The organism is Achromobacter pulmonis, from assembly GCF_902859765.1.
Classification (GTDB): domain Bacteria; phylum Pseudomonadota; class Gammaproteobacteria; order Burkholderiales; family Burkholderiaceae_B; genus Achromobacter; species Achromobacter pulmonis.
This window is the reverse complement of sequence record NZ_CADIJV010000006.1, coordinates 57,462-79,822: the sequence shown is the minus strand read 5'-3', so window position 1 is coordinate 79,822 and position 22,361 is coordinate 57,462. Positions and strand designations below refer to the sequence as shown.

The following is a 22,361-nucleotide window of genomic DNA, read 5'->3' as shown; positions in this document are numbered from 1 at the left end:
GTATGCTGTATTCGGGATACGGGTTTCCCCGCCCGTCCCGGCATGCGATCATTACAGAATTATTTCTTGTCATAAAAAGAACGGAACGACCCAAGGATGTCCGGACTCATCACCCTGCTCGACTTCGCCGGCTATGTCGCCCTGCTGCTCTGGGGCGTGCACATGGTGCAAACAGGCGTGCAGCGCGCCTTTGGCGCCGCCCTCGGCGCCGCCCTGGGCCGGGCCCTCGGGACCCGCCTGCGAGCCTTCGCCGCGGGCCTGGGCATCACCGCCGCGTTGCAAAGCAGTACCGCCACCGGCCTGATGATCACCGGCTTCGCCGCCGGCGGCGTAGTCGGCCTGATGCCGGCCCTGGCCGCCATGCTGGGCGCCAACGTCGGCACCACGCTGATCGTGCAGTTGCTGTCGTTCGACCTGACTTCGCTGGCGCCGATCCTGATCCTGGCCGGGGTCTGGATGTTCCGCCGCTACCCACCGGGCCGCACCCGCGACCTGGGCCGGGTCTTCATCGGCCTGGGCCTGCTATTGCTGTCGCTGCATCAATTGGTGGAACTGTTCGAACCCTTCCAGGCCGCGCCGATGCTGGGCATGGTCCTGGACGCGCTGGCCACCCAGCCGGTGGCCGCCGTGCTGCTGTCGGCCGCCTTCACCTGGGCGGCCCATTCCAGCGTCGCCGTGGTGGTGCTGGTCATGTCACTGGCCAGCCATCACATGGTGGCGCCGCACGTCGCCTTCGCGCTGGTGCTGGGCGCCAACCTCGGCACCGCCATCAATCCCATGATCGAAGGGGTCACCGGTGACGACCCCGCCGCCCGCCGCCTGCCGCTGGGCAATCTGCTGACCCGCATTCTCGGCGTGCTGGCCGGCCTGATGCTGCTGCCCTGGCTGCAACCGCTGATGAGCGACATGTCCAGCGACCCGGCCCGCGCCGTCGCCAACTTCCACACCCTGTTCAATGCCGTCATCGCCCTGGTGTTCCTGCCGCTGCTGTCCCCCTACGCCGCCCTGCTCACCCGCTGGCTGCCCAAGCGCGCCGATCCCAATGACCCGGCGCGACCGCAGTACCTGGACGAATGGGCCCACGACGTGCCCGCCGTCGCGCTCGGCAACGCCGCCCGCGAAGCGCTGCGCATGGCCGACATGCTGCAGACCCTGCTGCTGTACGCTCGCGCCGGCTTCAAGCGCGACAACCGCCATCGCATGGTGCAGGCGCGCCAGCTCGACGCCGCCCTCGACAAGCTCGAAAACGCCATCACCACCTACCTGGCCACCCTGGACCAGGAAAACATGACGCGCGACGACCTGCAACGCATGGATGACATCCTCGCCTTCATCAGCAACATCGGCCATGCCGGCGACATCGCCCACCACGGCCTGCTCAGCCACATCGCCAAGCTGCGCAAGCAAGGCTGGGTCTTCTCGCCTGAACAGCGCGCCAGTCTCGACGACACCCTGGGTGAACTGATCTCCAACCAGCGCCAGGCCGCCGCCCTGTTCGTCAACGACGACCTGCGCCAGGCCCGCGCCCTGGCTGGCGAAAAATCGCGCTTTCGCACCATCGAAGCCCAGGCCGCCGACACCCATCTGCAGAAGATCAAGGCTGGCCAGGTCGACGCCGCCGAAGTCGGCGCCCTCTACCTCGACATCCTGCGCGACATGAAGGGCATCAATTCCCACCTGGTTGGCGCTGCCGCCTACCCCCTGCTGGCCCGCCACGGCGAACTCCTGCCCAGCCGCCTGCGCGAAGCGGGAAATTAGCCCCCCTGCGCTGCGCGCTTCGCGCTTGCAGCCCCTCCGAGGGGGCGGGCCCGCCTCCGGGCGGCCGGGCGGCGAGCCTTTCAAAGATACCGCTTGAACCACTCAAGCATCCGCCCCCAACCATCCTTGGCCGCCTCCGCCTGATAACTCATCCGGTAATCCGCCAGGAAGGCATGATCCGCCTGCGGATACACCACGAACGCCGAACGCCGGGCATTCTCATTGCCCGCCGCCAGCTTGGTCTTCATGATCTCGATATCCGACACCGGGATGCTGGCATCCTTGGCCCCGTACAACCCCAGCACCGGCGCATGCAGGTCGTTCACCACATCGAACGCATAGCGCTTGATCAGCGGCCCATGCCCGGTGCTCAGCTTGCCGTACCAGGCCACGCCCACCTTCACGTCGGGATTGTGCGCCGCGTACATCCACGTCAGGCGCCCGCCCCAGCAGAACCCCGTCACCGCCACCCGCTTGGGATCGCCGCCATGCTGCGCGGCCCAGGCCACGCTGGCGTCGAGGTCGGCGAACACCTGCTCGTCGGGCACCTTGCTCACGATCTCCGCGATCAGCTTGGGAATGTCGGTATAGGTCGAGGCATCGCCCTGGCGCTCGTACAGATCCGCGGCCACCGCCAGGTAACCCGCCTTGGCGATCCGGCGGCAGAGATCCTTGATGTGCTCGTGCACGCCGAAGATTTCCTGGATCACCAGCACCACCGGCAGATCGCGCTTGCCTTGCGGGGCGGCGTAATAGGCGCCGATGGCGCCATCGGCCACGGGCAGCTGGAAATCCCCATGGACCAGCCCCTGGGTATCCGTGTGGATCACGGTGGGGGCGACATTGCCGGCGGCGGCGGAAAAACTCATGGCGAACTCCTGTGTAGGGATCAACGCGGAACCGATACCCCGCGGCTCGCCATCAGGGCGCCCGCGACACTACCGGCCAGATTCGAAAGCAAAGCCGGGTATCGCGCACGCCGCGATTCAATGCGTATGCGTGTGCTCCGCACGCACCGCGCCGTGGCCGGCGCCCGCCTCGTGCTCATGCCCGTGGTGCATCAGGGTCGTCACGCTGTAGATCAGCACGACGCCCACGCCCACCAGCAGCAATTGCGGCACCGCGTCGGCCAGGGATACCCGCTCGTGCATCTGCGGCATCAGGTCGGCCACCGAGATGTAGAGGAAGCTGCTGGCGGCAACCACCAATACGTACGGCACCCAGTCCTGGGCCTGCTGCAGCACGAAGTACCCTATTATGCCGCCCACGGCTGAACACAAGCTGGTGAACAGGATCAGGGCGAACGCGCGGCGCCGCGCCAGACCGGCATTGAGCAACACCACGAAATCACCGAGCTTGTGCGGCACCTCGTGCACGATGATCGACGCCGCCGTCAACACCCCAAGCAACGGATCGGTCAGGAAGGCCGCCGCCACCAGCACGCCATCGCACAGATTGTGCAGCGAACTGCCAACCAGGATCAGCACGCCCCCACGCCCCGCCTCGTGACGGTCGTGGCCATGATGATGGTGGTGCCCGTCGCCCTCATGGTGATGGCTGTGACGCAGCAAGGCGATCTTCTCGAGCACGAAAAAACCGATCAGCGACGCCAGCATCAGCCCGAACAGCACATGGGCGTCGGCCACACCGCTCTCGAACGCTTCCGGCAGCAGATGCAGCAGCGCCACGGACAGCAGCACCCCCACCGACAGGCTGACCATATGGTGCAGGTAATGGGCGAACACCTTGTAAGCCAGCCAGCTGGCGACAAGCACGGCGATAAGACCGCCGGTAACAGTGGCGAGCAGGACCCAGAGCAGCAACATTTTGGGGGACGTATTCTTGGGGAGGAGGAAGCGCAACATTATATTGTTGCAGCCGCAAAAGCAAAAATGGGCCGCCCGAGACGCGGCGGCCCATCCCCGTGGCCGGTCGGCCCCGTGGGCGCTCAGTGCGCCTGTTCCCAGTTCTTGCCGACGCCCACCTCCGCCACCAGCGGCACCCGCAGCTCGGCCACATTGCACATCAGCCGCGGCAGGGTTTCCTTGACCAGCGCCAGTTCGGCATCTGGCGCTTCCAGCACCAATTCGTCGTGCACCTGCATGATCATACGGGTCTGCAGCTTTTCGGCGTCGAGCCAGTCCTGCACCGCCACCATGGCCATCTTGATCAGGTCGGCCGCAGTGCCCTGCATCGGCGCGTTGATCGCGGCGCGCTCGGCGCCTTGGCGACGCGGCCCCGAGGCGCCGCGGATCTCCGGCAATTGCAGCCGGCGTCCGAACACGGTCTCGACATAGCCCTGCTCGCGCGCCACCCGGCGCGTGTTTTCCATGTACATCGCCACGCCAGGATAGCGGGCGAAGTAGCGGTCGATATACGCCTGCGCCGCATCGCGCGTGATGCCCAGGTTGGAGGCCAGGCCGAACACGCCCATGCCGTAGATCAGGCCGAAGTTGATGGCCTTGGCCGCGCGCCGCTGCTCGGACGAGACGTCCGCCAGCGCCACCCCGAACACTTCCGACGCCGTGGCGCGGTGGATGTCCTCGCCGGCGGCGAAGGCGCGCTGCAGGTTGGCGTCATCCGACACGTGCGCCATGATGCGCAGTTCGATCTGCGAATAGTCCGCCGACAGCAGCATGCCTTGCTCGGCGATGAAGGCCTCGCGCACCCGGCGTCCGGCCTCGGTGCGCACCGGGATGTTCTGCAGGTTGGGATCGGACGAGGCCAGCCGGCCAGTGATCACCGCGGCCTGTGAATAATGCGTGTGCACGCGGCCGGTGTCCGGGTTGATCATGCGCGGCAGCTTGTCCGTGTAGGTGGACTTCAGCTTGGACAGCCCGCGGTATTCCAGCAGCACCTGCGGCAGCGGGTAGTCCTGCGCCAGCTTGCTCAGCACTTCCTCGTCGGTCGACGGCGCGCCGCCGGCGGTCTTTCGCACCACCGGCAGCTGCATGCGGCCGAACAGGATCTCGCCCAGTTGCTTGGGGGAATTCAGGTTGAAGGGCTGGCCCGCCAGTTCGTAGGCCTTCTGCTCGAGCAGCAGCATTTCCTGGCCAAGCTTGTGGCTCTGGCGGCCCAGCTCAGCCGCATCGACCTTGACGCCATTGCGCTCGACCGTCGTCAGCACCGCCGACACCTGCATTTCCAGCAGATAGATGCGCTCGAGCCCGGCTTCGGCCGCCACCTGCGGGCGCAACACCTGGTGCAGCTGCAGCGTGAAGTCGGCATCCTCGGCCGCGTAGTGGCCAGCCTTGTCCACCGCCACTTCATCGAAGCCGATCTGCTTGGCGCCCTTGCCGCACAGGTCCTCGTACGAGACGCCGCTGCGGCCCAGGTAGCGCTGCGCCAGGTCGTTCAAGCCGACGCCGCGATGCGACTCCAGCACGTAGGCCTGCAGCATGGTGTCTTCGGCGATGCCGGCCAGGCGGATGCCTTCGTTGGCGAACACGTGGGTGTCATACTTGGCATGATGCAGCAGCTTGGCGCGCGAGGCGTCCTGCAGCCAGGGACGCAGCCGCGCCAGCACTTCATCCTTGGGCAATTGGGTCGCGCCGTCCGGGCCGCGGTGCGCCACCGGGATGTAGCAGGCCACGCCCGGCGCCACCGCCATCGACAGGCCGACCAACTTGGCCTGCATCTCGTCCAGCGAGGTGGTCTCCGTATCCAGCGCCACCAGGGACGCCTTGTCCACCAGTTCCATCCAGGCGTCGAACGCAGCCCAGTCGGCGATGATGCGGTAATCCTGTTCCGTTGGCGCGGCCGGCACCTCGGCCGCCACGCGGGCGTCGCCCGTCGGCACGCGCTCGGCATCGCCCGTCAGGTCGCGCAGCCAGGTGCGGAAGCCGTAGCGTTCGTACAGTTCGGTCAGCGTGGCCTCATCGCGGCCGCGCGGCGTCAGGTCGTCGACGCTGTCGACATAGCCCGCCAGGTCGCAGTCGCACTTGACCGTCAGCAACTGGCGCGTCAGCGGAAAGTTGGGAATGGCTTCGCGCAGGTTGTTGCCCGCCACGCCCTTGATCCCCTCGGCGCCCTCGACCAGCTTGTCGATCGAACCGAATACGGAGATCCACTTGGCCGCGGTCTTGGGGCCGACCTTGGTCACGCCCGGCACGTTGTCGACGGTGTCGCCCACCAGCATCAGGTAGTCGACGATGCGGTCCGGCGTCACGCCGAACTTGTTGACCACGCCGGCCTCGTCCAGCACCTCGCCGCTCATGGTGTTGACCAGCGTGACGTGGCTGTTGACCAGTTGCGCCAGGTCCTTGTCGCCGGTGGACACCACCGTATGCACGCCGCGCTCGGCGGCGCGGCAGGCCAGCGTACCGATCACGTCATCGGCCTCGACGCCTTCGATGGCCAGCACCGGCCAGCCCAGTGCGCGCACGGCGCGGTGGATCGGCTCGATCTGGGCCGCCAGGTCTTCCGGCATGGGCGGGCGGTGCGACTTGTACTCCGGATACAGGTCATCGCGGAAGGTCTTGCCGCGCGCATCGAAAATACATGCGGCATACTCTGCCTTATAGTCGGATACAAGCTTGCGCAACATATTGACTACGCCGTACAGCGCACCCGTAGGTTCGCCTTGCGCGTTGCGCAAATCAGGCATAGCGTGGAAAGCGCGGTACAAGTAGCTTGAACCGTCGACCAGCAATAGGGTTTTTTTCATGGTTACAAAGGCAGATATGGCAACAACTGCGGCAACAACTGCGGCAACCCCCGCCGAAAAACAAATTCCACTGATTATGTCAGAGTTACGGACGGCGGCGGAAAAGCTGGCGCACATCGGGCCCGCGGTCAGTGTCTTCGGCAGCGCCCGTGTCAGCCGCAACTCGCCCCACTATGAAACCACCGTGGCCATCTCGGCCGCGCTGGCCGAGGCGGGATTCGCGGTCATCGCGGGTGGCGGCCCGGGCATCATGGAAGCCGCCAACAAAGGCGCTTTCGAAGCAGGCGGCACCAGCATCGGGCTGAATATCAGCCTGCCGCACGAGGCCCACAACAACGAATATCAAACCATCAGCCTGTCGTTTGAATACTTCTTTTCGCGCAAGGCCACGTTCTTCATGCACAGCATCGCCTACGTGGCGATGCCGGGCGGCTTCGGCACCCTGGACGAGCTCTTCGAAGCGTTGACGCTGATCCAGACCGGCAAAGTCCCGCCCGCCCCCATCGTGCTGGTGGGCAGCGAATACTGGTCCGGCCTGGTCGAATGGCTGGGCGGCCAGGTGCTGGGCAATGGCATGATCGGCGCCCACGACCTGGATCTGTTCATCATCGAGGACGATCCGCGCAAGGTCGTGCGCAAGGTGGTCGAATTCCACCAGAAGGTCAGCACCGAAGCGCAATACGCGCCGTCCCTGCCGGCCTGACACACGCCTGCCCGCCCAACCGGCCGGCAACGCCGGGCGGTCGCCAACCGCGGCCGCCCGGCCTGCTCCTACTTGCGCATGAACGATGGCAGCACGTCCGCCGGAATCGGGCAGACATACGGCTGGCCGCGACGCATCTCCAGCAGTTCCTCCTTGGCGCGCGCCAGCGCCTCGGGCTGGCCATACAGGTCGGCGGCGGTCGCCGCGATGATCTTGGCCGCGTGCACCATGCCCTTGTGCGCCAGCGACAGCTTGCCCTGCGCCACCATCTGCCACGAATGGAACGGCGTGCCATAGGCGTAGCAGGCGCCCCAGCATTGCGCCGTGGGCGTCACCCAACTGACGTCGCCGACGTCGGTCGAGCCATAGCTGATTTCGTGCCTGCCAGGCTCGTACGGCGCCACCCCGCTGAACAGCGGCGTCGGATTGCGCAGCACCGCGCCCAGATTCTTGCCGGCGTTGTCGATGTCATCGGCCGAAATCGCGTCCCACATGCGGCGCGCGGCCTGCTGCTCGCCCTCGGTGTAAGCGGGCCCCTGCAGCGCCAGCATGTTGGCATGCATGACCTGATTGAGCACGCCGTTGGGAATATAGTTCGAGCAGGCCTTGTCGAACACGATCTCCAGCTCGCAGCCGGTCATCAGCGCCGCGCCCCGCGCCACGTTCTTGACCCGCTCATATAGCTCGGCGGCCTGCGAATTGATCGGCGCGCGCACCAGGTACAGCACCTCGGCGCGCGCCTGCACCACATTAGGCGAAATGCCGCCGCTGTTGGTCACCGCATAGTGCACCCGCGCGTCCGGCACCATGTGCTCGCGCAGGTAGTTCACGCCCACGTTCATCAGTTCCACCGCGTCCAGCGCGCTGCGCCCCAGGTGCGGTGAATTGGCCGCATGCGCGGCCACGCCACGAAAGCGGAAATAGGCCTGGATATTGGCCAGCGATGACTGGTAGAAGATACCGGTGTGGGAAGCCGGATGCCAGGTCAGCGCCGCGTCCAGGTCGTCGAACAGTCCCGCCCGCGCCATGAAGGTCTTGCCCGAGCCGCCCTCCTCGGCCGGACAGCCATAGAAACGGATCCGGCCAGGCAGGCCATTGCGCTCAAGGTATTCTTTGACCGCCACCGCCGCGAAATGCGCGGCCGTTCCCAACAAATGGTGGCCGCAGCCATGGCCGTTGCCATTGGGCGTCTCCGGCGACGGCTGGCAGGCGAAGGCGCCGCTTGCCTGGCTCAGCCCCGACAGCGCGTCGTACTCGCCCAGGATGCCGATCACCGGACCACCCGTGCCGGCCTCGGCGACAAAGGCCGTCGGAATGCCGGCCGCATCGCGCGTGACGCGAAAGCCCGCCTCTTGCAGCATGGCGACATGCAGATCGGCCGATTTGTGCTCGTCATAGCGCAGTTCGGCCAGGCTCCAGATGCGGTCGCTCAGCTCGGCGTAGCGGTCGCGGCACGCGTCGATGAACGGGACAACAATATCGATGGCTCCCATCGTGTCTCCAGTGGCGGTCTACAGTTCTACAGGCGCCGCTCATGCCACGTCGCCGGCGGCGGCAAAACGGCATTCGTCGGACTTGATGCCGGCAGTTTCGATGATTTTGCGATTGGCCGCCAGCGTCAGGCAAGCCCGCCGGCCGCGACGCCAATGCCGTGGCGGGCTCAGCGCAGCGCCCGTTCGATCGCATCGCGCGCTTGCCCAATGAACGGGTCTTCGCCCGGCCGCGGCGGCAGCAGGCGGAATTCGACATCGGGCAAGGGAGGCAGGCCGGCCGCCTGCAGGCGGCCGATGCCGGGCGCTAGCGCCGATTCGTTCAGGCAGGCCACGCCCAGACCCGCCGCGATCGCCAGCTGCAACCCCGCCACCCCCGAGGCCACGTGCGCCACCACATACGGCACAGCGCGCCGCGCCAGCAAGCGCTCGACATACTGCCGCAGCGCGCACGTCTCGGGCAGCGCCAACAACGGTAATGGGCCCGATGGCCGCGATGCGCCTTCGGCGGCCATCCACAACAGCGATTCGCGCCGCAGCAACAGACCCTGCGCCCGCCCCTTCGATGCGCCGCGCTCCTGGATCACCATTGAAATGCCGACATCGACCTCGCCGCGCTCGTAGGCGGCCTCGATCGCGCCGCTCTTCATGATGGTGACGTGCATGCGCACCTGCGGATACTGCTCGTTCAGACGCCGAAGCAGCCGCGCCACGTCGCCCGGACGAAAGTAATCGGTGATGCACAGGCGCAGTTCGCCGCGCAGTGCCACGCCACGCAGGTCGCGATAGGCCTCCGCGCTCAGCGCCAGGATGGCGCGCGCATGCGCCAGCAGGCGCTCGCCGGCGGGCGTGGCGATCACGCCCGTCTTGCCGCGGATCAGCAGCGGCTGGCCGGCTCGCTCCTCCAGCTTGCGCATCTGCTCACTGACCGACGATTGCGACAGGAATACCTTGGGCGCGGCCGCCGTCAGGCTGCCCGCATCCAGCACCGCCACCAGGGTGCGCAGCTGGTCGAGATCGAATCCGGACATGAATTATCCAACGGTTTATACGATGGATTAAATCGTAAATTCCCGCTTTTCCGATGTCAACACGGTCTCTACACTGGCTCCATTCCCCTCACCCAAGGAGCCTGTCATGCCCCATATCGTCGTCCACGTTTCCGGCCAGCCCGACGCCGCCCGCAACCGCCGCATCGTCGATTCGGTCGCCGACCTGACCCAATCGGTGCTCGGCAAAAAGCTGCCGGTCATCGCCATCACGCTGCAGCACATCGCGCACGATCAATGGTTCATCGGCGCACGCCCCTTGTCGGAACTGGGCAAGAACGCCTTCCATCTGGACATCAGCGTCACCGACGAGACCAACACCAAGGCCGAGAAGGCGCGCTTCATCCAGGAGATCCACGCGTCTTTCAGCGAGATCCTGGGCGAGCTGCACGAATGCTCCTACGTGCATGTGATCGACGCGCGCGCGGCGGCCTATGGTTATGGCGGCAAGACGCAGGAATACCGCCACCAGCACGCCTGAGGCCGGCGCGCCGCGCGGCCGCCTTAGCCCCCGCCGGCGGCCAAAAAAAAGCCGCACACGCGAAAGGTGTGCGGCTTTTCCGATTTCCAGGCACGCGGGGAGCGCCCCGCCCGCCTTACACGGCGGCTTCGCGCGCGGCGCGCTTGCGCTCGTTTTCCTGCAGATAGCGCTTGCGCAGGCGGATCGACTTGGGCGTGATCTCGACCAGTTCGTCGTCGTCGATGAATTCCACCGCGTATTCCAGCGACATCTGGATCGGCGGCACCAGGCGCACGGCTTCGTCGGTGCCCGAAGCGCGCACGTTGGTCAGCTGCTTGCCCTTGATCGGGTTCACGACCAGGTCGTTGTCGCGGCTGTGGATGCCGATGATCATGCCTTCGTACAGCGCATCGCCCGGGTTCACGAACATGCGGCCGCGATCCTGCAGCTTCCACAACGCGTAGGCCACGGCATCGCCGTTGTCCTGGCTGATCAGCACGCCATTGCGGCGCTCGCCGATCGAGCCTTCCTTGATGGGCGCGTACTCGTGGAAGATATGGCTCATCAGGCCGGTGCCGCGCGTCAGCGTCAGGAACTCGTTCTGGAAGCCGATCAGGCCACGAGCGGGGATCAGGTATTCCAGGCGGGTGCGGCCACGGCCGTCCGGCTGCATGTCCTGCAGATCACCCTTGCGGCGACCCAGTTCTTCCATCACGCCGCCCTGGTGGGCGTCTTCGACGTCGATGGTCAGCGATTCGAACGGCTCGCACTTGACGCCGTCGACTTCCTTGAACACCACACGCGGACGCGACACGGCCAGCTCATAGCCCTCGCGACGCATCGTTTCCAGCAGGATGGTCAGGTGCAGTTCGCCACGGCCCGACACCTCGAACACGGTATCGTCACCCGTGTCGCGCACGCGCAGCGCCACGTTCGACTTCAGTTCGCGGTCCAGTCGGTCGCGCAGTTGGCGGCTGGTGACGAACTTGCCTTCACGGCCGGCCAGCGGCGAGGTGTTGACCATGAAGTTCATGGTCAGCGTCGGCTCGTCGATGCGCAGCATCGGCAGCACGTCTTGCGTCACCGGGTCGGTCACGGTGCAGCCGATGCCCAGGTCTTCGATCCCGTTGATCAGCACGATATCGCCGGCTTCGGCTTCATCCACCACGACGCGCTCCAGGCCGTGGAACTTCAGCACCTGGTTGATGCGGCCGCGGCCGCCCTGGCCTTCGGGACCGAACTTGTAGGCCACTTCCATGCCGGGACGCATGCGGCCGCGGTTGATGCGGCCCACGCCGATCTTGCCGACGTAGCTGTTGTAGTCCAGCGAGATGATCTGCATCTGCAGCGGACCGTTGGGATCGTCGTCACGCTGCGGCACGTGTTGCAGGATGGCCTCGAACAGCGGGCGCATGTCGCCTTCGCGCACGTCCGCGCTCAGGCCGGCGTAACCGGACAGGCCCGAGGCGTACACCACCGGGAAGTCCAGTTGCTCGTCGGTCGCGCCCAGCTTGTCGAACAGGTCGAAGGTGGCGTTGATGACGAAATCGGTGCGGGCGCCCGGACGGTCCACCTTGTTGACCACCACGATGGGCTTGAGGCCCAGGGCCAGCGCCTTGCGGGTCACGAAGATGGTCTGCGGCATCGGGCCTTCCACGGCGTCGACCAGCAGCAGCACGCCGTCGACCATCGACAGTACGCGTTCGACTTCGCCACCGAAGTCCGCGTGCCCCGGGGTGTCGACGATGTTGATGTGCGTGCCTTCGTATTCAACGGCACAGTTCTTGGCCAGAATCGTGATGCCGCGTTCCTTTTCCAGGTCGTTCGAGTCCATGACCCGTTCGGTCACCGCCTGGTTTTCGCGGAAGGTGCCGGATTGGCGCAGCAGCTGGTCGACCAGGGTGGTTTTACCGTGGTCCACGTGGGCGATGATGGCGACGTTGCGCAAGGCGCGAGTCATAGCGTGTCCTTTAAGGTGGTGGCGGGCAGCAAGCCCGCCGGCAATTCGTTCAGTGCAAGCAATGCCTGCTTCGGGTCTGGCATCGCCTGCAAGGCATCCAGCGCAACGGCGCGTTCCAGAGAAAAAGGCCCGACGTGCGTGCGCCGCAGCGCCGCCAGGTGGGCGTAACAGCCCAGCGCGCGCCCGATGTCCTGGGCCAGCGTCCGGATGTATGTGCCTTTACTGCAAGCCACATCGATCTCTGCCTGCGTCCCGTTCAGGGACAGCAGCTCGATGCGGTAAATCGTAATCTGCCGCGGCGGGCGTTCCAGCTCGATGCCCTGCCGCGCGTATTCGTACAGCGGCTTGCCGTCGCGCTTGAGCGCCGAATACATGGGCGGAATCTGCTCGATCGTGCCGGAAAATCGTGACAGCGCGTCGCGCAGCGCCTGCTCCTGGACTACGAAGCCGGGCGCGGCGGTGGCCACCACGTTGCCGGTCAGGTCGCCCGAGTCGGTTTCCTCGCCAAATTGCAGCGTAGCGCGATACGCCTTGTCGGCGTCAAGCATCGCGCCGGAAATTTTTGTCGCCCGCCCCATGCAGCACACCAGCAAGCCGGTGGCGAATGGGTCGAGGGTGCCGGTATGGCCGGCTTTCGCCGCGTCCATGGCACGCTTGGCGCGTTGCAAGGCGTGATTGCTCGACAAACCCACGGGTTTGTCGAGCAACAGCACACCGTCGAGCGCAAGCCCGCGTCGTTTAGCCATCGTCGGAATCCGGAAATTAAAGCAGTGACGACAGCCCGATCAGGACTGGTCTTCAGGTTCGTCGGGCACGCCCGAGTGCGGGCCGGGCCGGTTTGCGCGGTCGATGAGGATCGACATTTCGATACCACGGGCAATCTGCTCGTCGTGGAAGAAACGCAAAGTGGGGACAGTATGAATGTGCAGCAGCTTGTACAACTGCGAGTGCAGCCAGCCGGCCTTCTCGTTCAGCAAGGCGGTCGCGGCCTCGGGCTCGGCGCCCAGAACCGTGAAATACACCTTGGCATGCGCGTAGTCGGTCGACAGTTCCACACCGGAGAGCGTGATCAAGCCAGCGCGGGTCGTGTCGATCTCGCGCTGGATGATCCCGGCCAGATCCTTCTGGATCTGGTCGGCCAGCCGCAGATTGCGGCCGGGGATGGCTTTGGACTTGTGACGGCTCATTAGAAGCAATGCCTCGCGACGCTTTACAGCGTACGCGCGATTTCCTTGATTTCAAAGACTTCCAGCTGGTCGCCCACCTGGATGTCGTTGTTGCCGCGCAGCGTAAGACCGCAATCGAAGCCCGACTTGACTTCCTTGACGTCATCCTTGAAGCGGCGCAGCGAATCGAGCTGGCCGGTCCATTGAACCACGTTGTTGCGCAGCAGGCGGACCTGCGAATCGCGACGCACCAGGCCGTCGAGCACCATGCAACCGGCGATGTTGCCGATGCGGGAGATGCTGTAGACCTCGCGGATCTCGACCAGGCCGATGATCTCTTCCTTCTTCTCGGGCGCCAGCATGCCCGACATGGCCGCCTTCACTTCATCCACGGCGTCGTAGATGATGTTGTAGTAGCGCACGTCGATGCCGTTGGTCTCGGCCAGCTTCTTGGCGCTGGCTTCGGCGCGGACATTGAAGCCGATCACCACGGCGTTCGAGGCGATCGCCAGGTTGATGTCGCTTTCCGAGATGCCGCCCACGGCCGCGTGCACCACTTGCACGCGCACTTCGTCGGTCGACAGCTTGGTCAGCGACTGCACCAGCGCTTCCTGCGAACCCTGGACGTCGGTCTTGACGATCAGCGCCAGGGTCTGGGTGCCTTCGCCCAGGTTGTCGAACATCGATTCCAGCTTGGCGGCCTGCTGGCGCGCCAGCTTGACGTCGCGGAACTTGCCCTGGCGGAACAGCGCGATTTCGCGCGCCTTGCGCTCGTCGGACAGCACCATCAGTTCGTCGCCGGCAGCCGGCACTTCGGTCAGGCCCTGGATTTCCACCGGGATCGACGGGCCGGCGGCCTGGATCGGCTTGCCGTTCTCGTCGAGCATGGCGCGGACGCGGCCGAAGCTGGCGCCAGCCAGCACCACGTCGCCACGATTCAGCGTGCCGCTCTGGACCAGGATGGTCGCGACCGGGCCGCGGCCCTTGTCCAGACGGGCTTCGATCACCAGGCCCTTGGCGGGCGCGTCGACCGGCGCCTTCAGTTCCAGCAGCTCGGCTTGCAGCAGCACGTTCTCGAGCAGAGCGTCGATGCCCTCGCCGGTCTTGGCCGACACCGGCACGAACGGCACGTCGCCACCGTATTCTTCCGGCACCACTTCCTCGGCGACCAGTTCCTGCTTGACACGCTCGGCGTTGGCGCTGGGCTTGTCGATCTTGGTCATGGCCACCACCATCGGCACGCCCGCGGCCTTGGCATGGTGGATGGCTTCACGCGTCTGCGGCATCACGCCGTCGTCGGCCGCGCACACCAGGATGACGATGTCGGTGGCCTTGGCGCCACGGGCACGCATGGCGGTGAACGCCTCGTGGCCCGGGGTGTCCAGGAAGGTCACCATGCCACGTTCGGTTTCAACGTGGTAGGCGCCAATGTGCTGCGTAATGCCGCCGGCTTCGCCCGCGGCGACCTTGGCGCGGCGGATGTAATCCAGCAGCGAGGTCTTGCCGTGGTCGACGTGGCCCATCACGGTCACGACCGGGGCGCGCGGCAGCTGTTCGGCTTCCGACACGTTGGCGGTTTCGTCCAGGAAGGCTTCCGGATCGTCCAGCTTGGCGGCGATCGCCACGTGGCCCAGTTCCTCGACCACGATCATGGCGGTTTCCTGGTCCAGCACCTGGTTGATGGTGACCATCTGGCCCAGCTTCATCAATTGCTTGATGACTTCGGCGGCCTTGACGGACATCTTGTGGGCCAGGTCGGCCACGCTGATGGTTTCCGGCACGTGCACTTCACGCGCGATGAATTCCTGCGGCGCCGGCTCGTTGCGGCGATCGTTATGCTGGTTGCGGCCACCACGGCCGCCCCCCTTGCCACCGCCCTTGCCGCCGGCACGCCAGCCATCACGGCTGGCAGGCGCCGCCGGCTTGTCGGCGGGCTTCTTGCGGGAGGCGTCGTCCGACCAGGTCGAGGCCACTTCGGCCGTCTTGATGGTCTTCTTGGAGCCCGGGGCGGCCGGCTTGGCGTCCTTCTTGGCGCCAGGGGCCGCGGCGGCCTTGCCGGCCGGCTTGTGCAACGTGCCCGAAATCGGGGCGGCCGCCGGCGCTTCGGGTTCGGGGGCGCGCAAGACCTTGCGCGGACGGTTCAGCATCTCGCGCAACGCGGCGGCCTCGGCTTCGGCGGCGCGGCGGGCTTCGTCGCGGCCAGCACCCGTGGCGGAAGCGGCGAGCGGCGGCCCGGCGCGGCGGTTGTCGGCACGGTTGCCCACCCTGGGGGCGGGCGCGGCAGCCTCCGCGGGCTTCGCGGCGGATTTGACGGATTCGGATTTCGCGGCAGGCGGGACCTGGGCGGCGACAGGCGCGGCGGCCTGCGATGACGATGGTTCGGACTTATTGGCTAGCACAACGGGTTCCGGCGTGGCTTCTTCAGCCTTGGGCTCGGTGGATTCAGTCTTGACTTCGGGCTTGGCCTCTTCGGCCACGGGCTCGGCAGGAGCGGGCGCCGGCGTCGGTTCCGGTTCAGGCTGGGCCTGGACCTCGGCGGCGGGAGCCGCGACGGGGGCGGGCACTTCGGCCGCGACGGGTTCTACAGGCGCGGCCGCTTCCACCGGCGCGGGCGCTTCTACGGCAGCGGGCTCTGACACCGGGGCGGGAGCCGCCGCCTGGACAGGCGTGGCTTCGCGCGGTTCGGCCGGCTTGACCGCCTCGGGCACGGCCGGTGCGGACACCTGCTGTGCTTCCTCGGCAGTCGTTTCTTCCTCAGCGCGGGCGCTGGCGGCCTGCTCCAGGGCGATTTCGGAGGGATCACGCTTGACGAACACGCGTTTCTTACGGACCTCGACCTGGATGGTGCGCGAGCGGCCGGTGGCGTCAGCCTGGCGGATCTCGGAGGTCTGGCGGCGCGTCAGGGTGATCTTCTTGCCTTCGGTGGCGCCGTGGGCGCGGCGCAGCGATTCGAGCAATTTCGCCTTGTCGCTGTCGGTGACGGAATCGTCCACCGATTTGAGGTCAACGCCAGCCGAGCGCAGCTGTTCCAGCAGCACATTGGCAGGCATTTTCAGCTCGGTAGCGAACTGGGCGACGGTGTTACTCGACATTAGGCTCTCTCTTCCCTATATGCAGCTATTACAAACAACGTGAACATGCGGCGGACAGCTTAGCCATCGGCCACAGACCCGTGTCCTTTTGGTTATTCTTCATCGAACCAATGGGCGCGGGCACGCATGATGAGGTCGCTGGCTTCCTGCTCGGTCAGGCCGGCGATTTCCGCCAGCTCGTCCGTCGCCAGTTCGGCCAGATCATCACGCGTATGCACTTGACGCTCGGCCAGCTTGGCGGCCAGCTCCGGCGTCATGCCTTCGAGCTCGAGCAGGTCCTGAGCCGTTTCAAGGCGCTCCTCCTGGGCGATGGCCTCGGTCAGCAGCGCATTGCGGGCACGGGCGCGCAACTCATTGATGGTGTCTTCGTCAAACGCCTCGATTTCCAGCAGTTCCTGCATGGGCACGTAGGCGATTTCCTCGATACCGGTGAAACCTTCGTCAATCAGGATGTCGGCGACTTCCTCATCGACGTCCAGCTTGTTCATGAACGTGGCGCGCAGACCCGAACGCTCGACTTCCTGGCGGTTCAGGCTTTCTTCCGGCGTCATGATGTTGATCTGCCAGCCGGTCAGCTCGGATGCCAGGCGCACGTTCTGGCCCTTGGCGCCGATCGCCTTGGGCAGGTTTTCCTCGTCCACCACGACGTCCATCGCATGCTTGTCTTCGTCCACCACGATGGACTCGACGTTGGCCGGGGCCAGCGCACCGATGACGAATTGCGCGGGGTCTTCCGACCACAGGACGATGTCGACCTGTTCGCCGCCCAGTTCGTTGCGCACGGCGGTCACGCGCGACCCGCGCATGCCGACGCAAGTACCGATGGGGTCGATACGCTTATCGTATGCCACCACGGCGATCTTCGCACGCACGCCGGCATCACGCGCCGCCGCCTTGATCTCGAGCAGACCCTGCTCGATCTCGGGCACTTCATTCTCGAACAGCTGGCGGATGAACTCCGGCGAGGTGCGCGACAGGATGACCTGCTGGCCACGGGCGGCGTGGTCAACACGCAACACGTAGGCACGGACCCGGTCGGCCACCCGCAGGTTTTCCTTCGGAATCATTTCGGAACGCGGCAGGCGCGCTTCGATCTTGCCGGTCTCGATGATGGCATCGCCCTTGTCCATGCGCTTGATGGTGCCGGACACGATGGTTTCGCCGCGATCGAGGAAGTCGTTCAGCACCTGCTCGCGCTCGGCGTCGCGGATCTTCTGCAGGATCGCCTGCTTGGCGGCCTGGGCGCCGATGCGACCGAACTCGATGGGCTCGAGCGGCTCCTCGATGTACTCGCCAACCTGGATGTTGGGCACGATCTCGATCGCGTCCGACAGCATTTCCTGCTTGTCGGGCTCTTGCAGGCCCGCTTCATCGGGCACCACCAGCCAGCGCCGGAAACCTTCGTGGTCACCGGTTTCACGATCGATGGCAACACGAATGTCCGCATCATCCTTGAAGCGCTTTTTCATGGCCGAGGCCAGCGCGCTTTCCAGCGCCCCGAACACGACATCACGCGTGACGTTCTTTTCACGCGCCAAGGCATCGACCAACAGAAGAATTTCGCGACTCATCGCTTTTTGCCCTTGAAATCCAGAACGGGATCCAGTTTTGCACGCTCGATATCCTCGACCGTGAAATTCAACACCTGGACGTCGTTCTTTTTTGCCTCAAATTCGAGACCGAACACGGTCTTGTGCATCGCTGCGGCGGCATCGCCCGCGGGCGCCTCCTCGGGCACGGTCAACGTGCCGGAGAAAACCTTGCGCCCGTCCAATGCCTCGCGCAGCTTGATCTCGATGCGTTCGCCAGCGAAGCGGCGGAACTCGGCCTCGTTGCGCAGCGGGCGATCCACGCCCGGCGAACCGACTTCCAGCCGCTTGTAGTCGATGTTCTCGACCTCGTACACCCGCGACAATTGGCGGGAGACCTGCTCGCAGTCTTCGATGCGCACACCGCCGACCCGATCGATCGTGACGCGCAAAAGGCCCAGCGCAGCACGTTCGACGTCGACGAGTTCGACGTCCATGCCAGCCAGCGCCTCTTCGGTCAATGCGAATAAATCAGCCATATACTCAAAAAAAATGGGCTGCACGCCCAGCCCACCGTATTGCACAGTGCCCAGCCGCCACCCTACTACACGTAAGGAGCAATGCTGGGCAGCGCCCTATATTGCGACCTAATTTTTGCGACCTAAATTCGGCTTGCGCCGCCCTTGCGGCGCACTTGCCAACTTCGCGCCACGCCGGCCACCAAAACCACGATGCGATCCCTCGCACCCCGGCCAGAGTGGCCCGCGGCGCATGCTGCGTTCATGAAAAATGCGGCGCAGGCAGCAAGACCCGGGCATCCAAACCATGAACGCGCAATCAACGCGAAGCCATGAAAACCATTGATTTTACCAGATAAACCGGAAAAACGCCTGATTCGTCACGGGCTTACGTTTATTTGGGACACATCCAGGCGGCAGCGCCGCGCCGATGCCGTCCCGGGGGACGGTTCAGCGCCCCCGGCCGCCCCGGCCGCCCATCACGCCGAGGCGTGATTCATGCGCCGACGCCCCGCGCGGTTGCCAATCGTCGCCACGCGGACCGGAACCGGAACCACTGCGCGCGGCGCGCGGCTTGCCACCGGCACCCGGCCCCTTGTTGCCGCCGCCGGTACGCGCGCCCTCGGCCTTGTTACCGCCGCGGCCGGCACCAGCGGGCTTGCCCGCCCGTGCCGCATTGCCACCGCGCCCGCCCGCGGGCTTGCCGGACTTGGCGCCAGCCGGCTTGCGGCCACCGCCCGCCGGCGCTTCGGTCGTGGCGACGGCCGGGCCATTGTTGGCGGCCGCGGCGCGCACGCCGCGCCCCTTGCCACCGCCCGGCTTGCCACCCGTACGCGCGCCCGCCTTGTTACCCCCACCCGCGCCACGGCCGCCGGCGGCCTTGCCGCCCTTGCGATTGCCGTTGGCCTCGCCAGCCAGCGGATGGCCATTGGCATAGCCGCCGGCGATCATCAAACCGGTGCCGAAGGGGTCGGACGGACACGCCATCGCCTGGCCGGCGCTGCCGGCACGGCCACCCTGGATCTTGCCGCGGCGACCGACGCGGGCGCCATTCATGCCATTGCGTTCCAGGGTACCGAAGCCGGGCGGCAGGGCGCTGTCATGCGACTGCGGCTGCTTGGAGCGGCGGCGGTTGCCGCCGGCCTCGTCATCATCACGCAGCAGGCCGAGCTGAACCATCAGCGCGGTCACCAGTGATGCATCGAGTTCTTCCCACCGGCCACGGCGCAGCGTGCGCGGCAGCACCACATCACCGAAACGGGTGCGGATCAGCCGGCTGACGGTCACGCCGACCGCCTCGAACATGCGACGCACTTCGCGATTGCGGCCTTCCTGCAGCGTCACGCGGTACCAGCGATTGCTGCCATCGCCCCCCAGGTAATCGAGCGCGCCGAACGCCGCCAGGCCATCTTCGAGTTCGATGCCGTCAACCAGCGACTGGCGCTGCGCCTCGTCCATCTCACCCAGCACGCGCACCGCGTATTCGCGTTCAGTGCCATAGCGCGGATGCATGATGCGATTGGCCATGTCACCCGAGGTGGTGAAAATCAGCAGGCCTTCAGTATTCAGGTCGAGCCGGCCGACCGACAGCCACTTGCCGGTGCGCAGCTTGGGCAAGCGCGCGAACACGCTGGCGCGGCCACCCGGATCATCATGACTGACGATCTCGCCCGCCGGCTTGTGATACAGGATCACGCGCGGCGGCTTCTTGGTATTGGTGCGCATGATGGGCTTGCCATTGACGCGCACCTGATCGTTCGGCGCCACGCGCTGACCGATATGCGCCGGCTCGCCATTGACCGACACCCGGCCGGCCACGATCAGCTCTTCCATTTCGCGGCGCGAACCGATTCCTGCGTCGGCCAGCACCTTGTGCAGCTTGGGCATGACCGCCTCGCTATTGAGGTACTTGCCCAGCCGCTGTTCCATGCGATCGGCCGTATCCAGGTAAGCCAGCGCCTGTTCGGCCTCCTGCTCGCCGCCACGGTTGTCCGCGCTGTCGGCCTGAGCGGACGCGGCGGTTTCGCCAGCGGGCGCCTGCTCGGCGGCGGCGGCATCGCCGCGACGGCGTCGGAACGGCGTGCGCAGCTTGCGGCCTCGGCCACGGGCCTCGCCCTCGACGGCCGGTTCGCGGCCGGCGGATGCCTCCGCCGGCCCGTTGGAAACGGCATCATCCGGACGGGGGGTCTCGTCCTGCATTGCGTTATTCGTTGTCACTGGGACAGCTCCGAATTTCAAACTTGGGAAGGCCTGCCGGAAGCAGGCGCATCGTCATCGGGGGACTCGGGTTCGCGATCAGCCTCGGGCTGACCGGAATCCGGCACGGCGGGCTCCGCCACGGCGGAGTCCGTATCAGGCTCGAACAGCCCAGCGCCAGGCGCCAGGGCTTCGGCCTCGTCTATCGGTTCGGTCGGTTTCGCGCTTTCCGTGTGCTCGACAGCCTCGTCCGCGGCGCCGGACCCGGCGGCTGCGTCAGTACTGCCAGTTTCTGCGGAATGGTCGGGCGACCTGCCATGCGCCTCTTGGGCGACATCCAGGGCCGGCACCTCGGCTTCATCGAAGCGTCCGGCGTTCTCGATGCCCACGGATGGCGCATCGGACAAGCTTTCAGCCCGCTCCCCGACGGTGGAATCGTCTGCGGGAATCGCGTCTTCTTCGGTGCGCGAAAGGCTGAATTCTACGCTATCGTCCGCCGCCTTGGGGATATCGTCGTCCGAAACAGACAATTCCACCATCGAAATATTGGATTGCGCCTCACTATCGGACAACGCAACCGGCACGCCCTCCTCATCGGCATGCGCCTCGCCGCCCTGCCCGACCGCCTCCCCAGCATCATCGGCCGCCACGGCGCCTTGCGCGGCAACGCCTTCCGTCGCGACACCATCCACCGCCGCGCCATCCGCGGCTTCCGCCAATTGCTGCACCTCACCCAGATCCAGGCCGGCCAGCGCGGCGGCGGCATGGGCGGACTCCAGCGCAGGCAATTCATCCAGCGCGCGCAGCCCCAGGTCATCCAGGAATTGCCGCGTGGTGCCGAACAGCGCCGGCCGCCCGGGGGCGTCGCGATGACCAATCACTTCGATCCAGCCTCGGTCCTCGAGCGCCTTGACGATATTCGACGACACGGTCACGCCGCGGATGTCCTCGATATCACCGCGCGTCACCGGCTGGCGCCAGGCCACGATGGCCAGGGTTTCCATGACCGCGCGCGAATACTTGGGCGGCTTTTCGGGATTGAGCCGCTCAAGGTAGCGCTGCATGTGCGGACGGCTCTGGAAACGCCAGCCGGTCGCCAACTGCACCAACTCCAGACCGCCGTCGGCCCAGTTGCTCTGCAGTGTTTCGAGCAACGCGCGCAGGGCACTATTGTCGAATTGCTCATCGTCCCCGAACAGCTTGCGCATTTCGGACAGTTGCATCGGCTGCACCGCGCAAAGCAGCGCGGTCTCCAGCACGAGTATTGCCTCGCTATCGTTCATCGACATTCAGATTCAAAAAAGGCTAACTTGCGTTAGGTTGAAAATAAGGCTAATATTCTTTTCTCAGACGCGGGGTGGAGCAGTCTGGCAGCTCGTCGGGCTCATAACCCGAAGGTCGTAGGTTCAAATCCTGCCCCCGCAACCAAATTGATCAAGGCCTGGCGAATGCGCCGGGCCTTTTTCATTTGCGGCCGGCGCGTTTCCATCGACCGGCTCGACGCACGACTCGGCTCACCCAGGGCGCTACCGCGCAAAGCGCGTTGCCCGGCCCATCCCGCGCGAACGGCATGAACGAGCGCAACAAAAGAATGGCCGGAAGGACGAGACAGAAGCGCAGATGACGGGGAAACAGGCGGGACGGCGGTCCACGCAGCCGTCCGCGCCACGACTTGGGCAGAACAGCTACAGCAGACAACGCTGGTTTGCGTATTTCTCACGAGAATCCTGTATTTATTGCCAATCCGCCAACTGCCCTGCCAACCACCCCGCAA

General features: G+C 65.8%; 16 protein-coding genes and 1 tRNA gene. 4 read left to right on the top strand and 13 right to left on the bottom strand.

Going from position 1 to position 22,361, the window contains the following annotated elements; translation table 11 throughout:
* Positions 1–96 precede the first annotated feature (96 nt).
* Positions 97–1,758, top strand: a complete 1,662-nt coding sequence (locus HV701_RS07660; RefSeq protein ID WP_175132478.1) for a Na/Pi cotransporter family protein — start codon at positions 97–99, stop codon at positions 1,756–1,758.
* A gap of 80 nt (positions 1,759–1,838) precedes the next feature.
* On the opposite strand, the gene HV701_RS07655 is transcribed toward HV701_RS07660, so the two are convergent.
* From HV701_RS07655 to polA, 3 genes are all read right to left on the bottom strand, one after another.
* Positions 1,839–2,627, bottom strand: coding sequence for a dienelactone hydrolase family protein (locus HV701_RS07655; protein WP_175132477.1), 789 nt, complete (start codon positions 2,625–2,627; stop codon positions 1,839–1,841).
* Between the two features lie 117 nt (positions 2,628–2,744).
* Positions 2,745–3,584: a ZIP family metal transporter gene (locus HV701_RS07650; RefSeq protein WP_175132476.1), complete on the bottom strand. Its 840-nt coding sequence runs from the start codon at positions 3,582–3,584 to the stop codon at positions 2,745–2,747.
* A 122-nt stretch (positions 3,585–3,706) separates the two neighbouring features.
* A complete protein-coding gene (gene polA, locus HV701_RS07645) occupies positions 3,707–6,424 on the bottom strand; it encodes a DNA polymerase I (protein WP_175132475.1) in 2,718 nt (905 codons plus the stop codon).
* Between polA and HV701_RS07640 the strand changes: the two genes are divergently transcribed.
* Positions 6,423–7,127: an LOG family protein gene (locus HV701_RS07640; RefSeq protein WP_452011256.1), complete on the top strand. Its 705-nt coding sequence runs from the start codon at positions 6,423–6,425 to the stop codon at positions 7,125–7,127. The two genes, polA and HV701_RS07640, sit on opposite strands and share 2 nt — an antisense overlap.
* Positions 7,128–7,195: 68 nt before the next feature.
* On the opposite strand, the gene HV701_RS07635 is transcribed toward HV701_RS07640, so the two are convergent.
* Together HV701_RS07635 and HV701_RS07630 are read right to left on the bottom strand one after the other, a co-directional pair.
* Positions 7,196–8,620: a M20 family metallopeptidase gene (locus HV701_RS07635; protein WP_175132473.1), complete on the bottom strand. Its 1,425-nt coding sequence runs from the start codon at positions 8,618–8,620 to the stop codon at positions 7,196–7,198.
* Positions 8,621–8,787: 167 nt separating this feature from the next.
* Entirely contained in the window at positions 8,788–9,648 is an 861-nt protein-coding gene (locus HV701_RS07630; protein ID WP_175132472.1) for a LysR family transcriptional regulator, read from the bottom strand.
* A gap of 106 nt (positions 9,649–9,754) precedes the next feature.
* Between HV701_RS07630 and HV701_RS07625 the strand changes: the two genes are divergently transcribed.
* Positions 9,755–10,147: a tautomerase family protein gene (locus HV701_RS07625; protein ID WP_175132471.1), complete on the top strand. Its 393-nt coding sequence runs from the start codon at positions 9,755–9,757 to the stop codon at positions 10,145–10,147.
* A gap of 115 nt (positions 10,148–10,262) precedes the next feature.
* Here HV701_RS07625 and typA read toward each other — a convergent pair whose 3' ends face one another.
* From typA to scpB, 8 genes are all read right to left on the bottom strand, one after another.
* Entirely contained in the window at positions 10,263–12,086 is a 1,824-nt protein-coding gene (gene typA, locus HV701_RS07620; RefSeq protein ID WP_175132470.1) for a translational GTPase TypA, read from the bottom strand.
* Complete coding sequence (gene truB, locus HV701_RS07615; RefSeq protein WP_175132469.1) at positions 12,083–12,832, bottom strand: tRNA pseudouridine(55) synthase TruB; 750 nt, start codon at positions 12,830–12,832, stop codon at positions 12,083–12,085. The genes typA and truB overlap by 4 nt, the downstream gene beginning before the upstream one ends.
* Positions 12,833–12,871: 39 nt before the next feature.
* Positions 12,872–13,273, bottom strand: coding sequence for a 30S ribosome-binding factor RbfA (gene rbfA / locus HV701_RS07610; RefSeq protein WP_006388333.1), 402 nt, complete (start codon positions 13,271–13,273; stop codon positions 12,872–12,874).
* A 23-nt stretch (positions 13,274–13,296) separates the two neighbouring features.
* Positions 13,297–16,344 carry a translation initiation factor IF-2 gene (gene infB, locus HV701_RS07605; protein WP_175132468.1) on the bottom strand — a complete coding sequence of 1,016 codons (3,048 nt, stop codon included), beginning with the start codon at positions 16,342–16,344 and terminating at the stop codon, positions 13,297–13,299.
* 92 nt (positions 16,345–16,436) lie between these two features.
* The gene (gene nusA, locus HV701_RS07600) at positions 16,437–17,915 is read right to left on the bottom strand and encodes a transcription termination factor NusA (RefSeq protein WP_175132467.1); all 1,479 of its coding nucleotides are present in this window, start codon (positions 17,913–17,915) and stop codon (positions 16,437–16,439) included.
* Positions 17,912–18,412 (bottom strand): ribosome maturation factor RimP, encoded by a 501-nt coding sequence (gene rimP, locus HV701_RS07595; RefSeq protein WP_175132466.1) that lies wholly within the window; start codon positions 18,410–18,412, stop codon positions 17,912–17,914. Before rimP ends, nusA begins: the two co-directional genes overlap by 4 nt.
* A gap of 429 nt (positions 18,413–18,841) precedes the next feature.
* On the bottom strand, positions 18,842–20,590 hold the full coding sequence (rluB, locus tag HV701_RS07590) for a 23S rRNA pseudouridine(2605) synthase RluB (protein WP_175132465.1): 1,749 nt from the start codon (positions 20,588–20,590) through the stop codon (positions 18,842–18,844).
* Positions 20,591–20,625: 35 nt separating this feature from the next.
* Positions 20,626–21,876 (bottom strand): SMC-Scp complex subunit ScpB, encoded by a 1,251-nt coding sequence (gene scpB, locus HV701_RS07585; protein ID WP_175132464.1) that lies wholly within the window; start codon positions 21,874–21,876, stop codon positions 20,626–20,628.
* Between the two features lie 62 nt (positions 21,877–21,938).
* Here scpB and HV701_RS07580 point away from each other — a divergent pair.
* Positions 21,939–22,015, top strand: a tRNA-Met gene (locus HV701_RS07580).
* The last annotated feature ends 346 nt before the right edge of the window (positions 22,016–22,361 follow it).